The 4,730-nt window shown below is 63.3% G+C and carries 6 protein-coding genes; 2 read left to right on the forward strand and 4 right to left on the reverse strand.

Going from position 1 to position 4,730, the window contains the following annotated elements; all coding sequences use genetic code 11:
• A partial coding sequence (locus tag I5M_RS09440) for a DUF815 domain-containing protein (protein ID WP_031335956.1) occupies positions 1–190 on the forward strand: 190 nt, incomplete at its 5' end.
• 58 nt (positions 191–248) lie between these two features.
• Here the strand turns inward: I5M_RS09440 and I5M_RS09445 are convergent.
• From I5M_RS09445 to I5M_RS09455, 3 genes are all read right to left on the reverse strand, one after another.
• Entirely contained in the window at positions 249–1,076 is an 828-nt protein-coding gene (locus tag I5M_RS09445; RefSeq protein WP_022721174.1) for a hypothetical protein, read from the reverse strand.
• 226 nt (positions 1,077–1,302) lie between these two features.
• Entirely contained in the window at positions 1,303–2,718 is a 1,416-nt protein-coding gene (locus I5M_RS09450; protein ID WP_022721175.1) for a LysM peptidoglycan-binding domain-containing M23 family metallopeptidase, read from the reverse strand.
• Positions 2,719–2,811: 93 nt separating this feature from the next.
• A complete protein-coding gene (locus tag I5M_RS09455; protein WP_031335957.1) occupies positions 2,812–3,459 on the reverse strand; it encodes a protein-L-isoaspartate(D-aspartate) O-methyltransferase in 648 nt (215 codons plus the stop codon).
• A gap of 233 nt (positions 3,460–3,692) precedes the next feature.
• Here I5M_RS09455 and I5M_RS09460 point away from each other — a divergent pair, with 233 nt between their 5' ends.
• A complete protein-coding gene (locus I5M_RS09460; RefSeq protein ID WP_022721177.1) occupies positions 3,693–4,067 on the forward strand; it encodes a response regulator in 375 nt (124 codons plus the stop codon).
• Between the two features lie 247 nt (positions 4,068–4,314).
• On the opposite strand, the gene I5M_RS09465 is transcribed toward I5M_RS09460, so the two are convergent.
• Positions 4,315–4,730 (reverse strand): 5'/3'-nucleotidase SurE (locus tag I5M_RS09465; protein ID WP_031335958.1); only part of this gene is annotated, 416 nt, incomplete at its 5' end.

Here is a 4,730-nt window from a genome sequence, read left to right on the forward strand (position 1 = left end):
CAGCCAGGACGAGTTCTTGGCCATGGTGCGCGGCTATGGCGGCCATTTCGGCATCAAGACCGACGACGAGCAACTCGAACGCGACGCGCTCGAATGGTCCACCACCCGCGGCTCCCGCTCCGGCCGCGTCGCCTGGCAGTTCGTACAAGATCTCGCGGGACGGCTCGGCGTGCGGATGAGGTCCAAGTAAGTTTGCGGAGGCAACCGTCGTTACCGACATCACTATCAAGAGCTTAGCATTCAACAACTCAAGTACGGGTGCGGGAGGTCATGCAAGCACCACACAGTTTTGCATCGTCATAGTCGAAGCTGTCGAGAAAGACCTTCGCCTCGGTCTCACTCTTGAACGACTTCCACTCGCCCGTAACACTGTTCAGGCTTCCTTGGGTGCCGGACCCATTGTTGCAATAGCTGCAATTGGCCATATGCAGCCTTGCCCGCCCGCGTATCCAATTTCGATAAACCCAATAAGGTGCCGCTAAATCCTGTTCGCGGCTTCCATTGCACGTTGCTTTTGACCTCCGCGGAATGGATGTTTCGGTGTTCGGTGGAGTCTCCGCATCAACCAGAGCCCGCATGAAGAGGTTGATCGTACGAAGTGTATCGTCGGTGAAGTACCCGCGAGAATGTTGAATCGATGTCGCAATATCCCGCATAAGCATACGAAAATCCCAAAGTTCTATATTCTGTGCATCAGCGGTCGCTTTGGCATCTGGAGTCCAATCCCAAGTAACAACCACTTTCTTGTATGCGCCATCCTTGAATCCATACTCAGAGAGCTTATCCAAGATCGCTTTAGTACCGAATTTGTGAGAGATGAAATAGCCTAGGGTGCGACGCATCTTCGGTTTCTGGACGCGCAACTTGAGCAGAGCTGGATCAAACTCCTTATTCGTCAGCTTAGAATACACTTGCGAGCCCGACACGCTTGTTTCGATATGGTAGCGCTCCAGCGTCACGGGATTGATGGCCAACAGATCGATCTCCTGCTGGGCGTCGCAGCGAATATTGGGAATGGTCGCCCATCGCTTCACATGGCGAACGTAGGCCTCAACGATTTTCTCCGTTGTCTCCATCTAGCCCCCGGCTACCGCCTGACATTTTCAAACTTTGGATAAACGCCAACGAAGTTCCCGCTCCTCATTACTAAGTACATATCACGGTTCACCAGCCGGACTAACTTCATCCCACGCTGGAAACTCTCGGTCGGCCACGTCCACTTCTTTCCAGGTGCGGCTCACAAAGAAAATGCCCGGCCTCGCGGCCGGGCATTTCCCGTCAGGCTTCGCTCCCCGGCGTTGCTCAGGCGCCGTTGAGGAACTTGATCGGATCGACCGGGGTCGACCCCTTGCGAATTTCGAAGTGGAGCTGCGGCGAGCTGACTTCGCCGGACTGGCCCGACTTGGCGATGACCTGACCGCGCTTGATCGGATCGCCGCGCTTGACCAGCAACTCGCTGGCATGGGCGTATGCGGTGACGTAGCCGTTGGCGTGGCGCACCAGCACGAGATTGCCGTAGCCCTTCAGCTCGTTGCCCGCATAGGCGACGACGCCGTCTTCGGCGGCCTTCACCGGGGTGCCTTCCGGCACCGCGAGGTTGATGCCGTCATTGGCCTTGCCGTTGGTCTTGGAGCCGTAGGCGGCGATGACGCGGCCGCGAGCCGGCCAGCGGAAACTCGGCAGCGCGCCGGTGGCCTCGGCCTGCTTGGTGGAGGATTCGGTCGCCGGCGCGACTTCGGCCGGAGTCTCGGTCGGCGCGACGCGCCGGGCCTTTTCGGTCAACTCCGCGGTGCGCACCGGGGCCGTCATCTGCGTGGTCGCCATCTGCGGCGCAGGCGCGGCCACGGGGGCCGCCGCGACAGGCGCGGCGGCAGCAGCAGCGCCGGCGCTCGGCACCATCAGCTTCATGCCGGGCTTCAGCCTGGCGTCGGCGGGCAAGTTATTGCTGCGGGCCAGCTCGGCCTGGGTGATGTGATTGCGGCGCGCAATCGCCGCCAGCGTGTCGCCGGAATTGACGTAGTGCACGCGAGCGGGCGCAGGAGCAGCGACGGGCGCGGCAACCGGAGCTGGCTGCATAGCAGCCTGACGCATCGGCGGCGCCAGCGGTGCCGGCGGCGCGCCGAGCGCGGCGGTGCGCGACGGGATGATCAGCTGCTGGCCCGGCGACAAGCGACGCGGTCCCTTGTAGCCGTTGGCGTGCAGGATCTCGGCGGTCGAGACGTGATAGCGATGAGCCAGAATCTCCAACGTGTCGCTGGTGCCGACGATGATCTTGGTCGCGGCCGGCGCTGCGGCCGCCGGAGCCGGAGCCGGACGTGCGGCGGCGACGGAATGCGGCACGGTACCGGTCGGCTCGATCGGCGCCCGCGCCGGCGGCGGCTCGTACGAGCCGACACCTCGTCCACCACCGGAGACTCCGCCAGCAACGGGATAGGACTGCGGCGCCGAGATCGGCGGCAGCGCCTGGGACTGATACTGCGGCTGATAGGCCGGCTGCTGATAAGGCGGCTGGTACTGCGGCCGGGAATATTGCGGCAGCTCGCGCGGCGCCTGACGCTGCTGAGACACCGAACCGGTGCTTTCGACGGGGCCGAACGGCGCCTGCTGGAAGCGTGTCTGCATGTCGGCGCTGCACGCGCTGAACCCGACCGACATCAACGCCAGCACCGCGACCTGCGGCGCCCGGCGCGAGCTCAAGAACTCGACAACGCGGGACATGGTTACTCACTCATACGCAATACAATGGTAAATTGAGTAAACACGCCGGCAGTAAACAACCGTTTAACCCTGCGGCGACGTCGAGATTGACGGTCACAATTCTCGCGCGGTGCCGGGGATGGCCGGCACGAAGCGTACGTCGACGAGCGGTTTGCGAACTAATCCGTCTTGGCCGCGAACCAACCGCAGCAACGTCTGCCGCCCTGCTGGCGGCCCGACCGGCACGATCATCACGCCGCCGACGGCGAGGCGGTCGAGCAGCGACTGCGGCACCTCCGCCACGCTCGCCGTGACGATGATGCGGTCGAATTCACCGACCGCTTCCGGCAGCGCCAGACCGTCGCCGACCATGACCTCGACATTGTCGTAGCGCATGTCCTCGAGCCGCTGGCGCGCGCTGTCGGCCAGCGTCTTGAAGCGCTCGACGCTGAGCACCCATTTGGCCAGCCGCGACAGGATCGCCGCCTGATAGCCGGAGCCGGTGCCGATCTCGAGCGCGCGGTGATCGGCGCGCAGCCCGAGCTGCTCGGTCATGTAGGCCGCGACAAAGGGTTGACTGATGGTCTGGCCGCAGGCGATCGGCAGCGCAGTGTCGCGCCAAGCCCCGTCGCGATGGATCGGATCGACGAAGCGATCGCGCGGCACCGCCTCCATCGCATGCAGCACCGCCTGATCGCTGATGCCGCGACGGCGCAGGCTGAGCTGAAACATCATCTTCTCGGGCGGCGCCGGGATCGACATCATACTTGCTATGCCTCCCGGTTTTGCTGCGCGACCCGAACGACGTTGGCTAACCCGCTCCGAATCGAGACGCAATTCTGTGTACCGCGATGGAACTCTGGCAAGCTCCGACTGTCACGCAGTATGACGCGGCGTTACTTGACATTGCCTTGCGGGATTTTTTTTGCGACGGTGCGCTCGCGACCGTTTGCGACTTCTTACCGCCGATTTTACCGGCGCTCCAGGGACTTTACATGACCACTGTCAAGCCGTCTGCTGGCTCAGTTTTTCTGGTCGAAGACGAGGCGATGATCCGGATGATGGTGGTCGACATGCTGGAAGAGTTGGGCTTCAGCGTCGCCGCAGAAACCGGCGAAATCGACGAAGCCATCAAGCTCGCCGGCACCACCGAGTTCGACATCGCGATCCTCGACGTCAACGTCAACGGCCGGGTGATTTCGCCGGTGGCGGATCTGCTCAAGGCCCGCAACCGGCCATTCATCTTCGCCACCGGGTACGGCTCGCAAGGCGTGCCGGAAGATTATCGCGATCGGCCGGCGCTGCAGAAGCCGTTCCAGATCGAGTCTCTGAAAGACGCGCTGGACTCGACGCTGAGAGGCGCGGCGTAACTCGAAGCGCCGTCTTGTAGTCTTGTAGGGTGTGCAAAGGTGCGCCGCAGGCGCGCCGTGCGCACGCGCAGCCGTGATTGCGTGGGAAGACGTGGGCACGGCGCTTTGCGCCTTTGCCCACCCTACGTGTCCACGTTTCAGCTTCGTAGGATGGGTTAGCGCCGCAGGCGCATAACCCATCATTTGAGCTTCACCTCGCCCGATTGATGGGTTACGGCGCGCCTAAGCCATCCTACGAGGACACGTCTCAGCCCAACACGCCCTTCAACGTCGACGAGAACGCATCGTCGGTGCGGTCGAGGCGGAGCGGCGTGACCGAGACGTAGTTGGCGGCGAGCGCGGCGAGATCGGTGCCTTCGGCCGGCGTGTCGGCGACGCGGATCTTCTCGAAGCCGATCCAGTAATACGGATTGCCACGGCCGTCGTGGCGCTCGTCGATGCGCAGGAAGCCGGGATTGCGCTTGCCCTGCCGCGTCACCACCACGCCCCTCACCTCGTCCGGCGCGCAGGCCGGGAAGTTGACGTTGACGACGGTGTTCTTCGGCACGCCGGCCGCCATCACCCGGCGGACGATGTCGGGCGCGTGGGCTTTGGCGGTCTCCCACAGCGGCGCGTTGCGGGTCTCCAGCGTGAACTCCTGCGACAGCGCGAACGAAGGCAGGC

Source organism: Rhodopseudomonas sp. B29, assembly GCF_000333455.1.
GTDB lineage: Bacteria > Pseudomonadota > Alphaproteobacteria > Rhizobiales > Xanthobacteraceae > Rhodopseudomonas.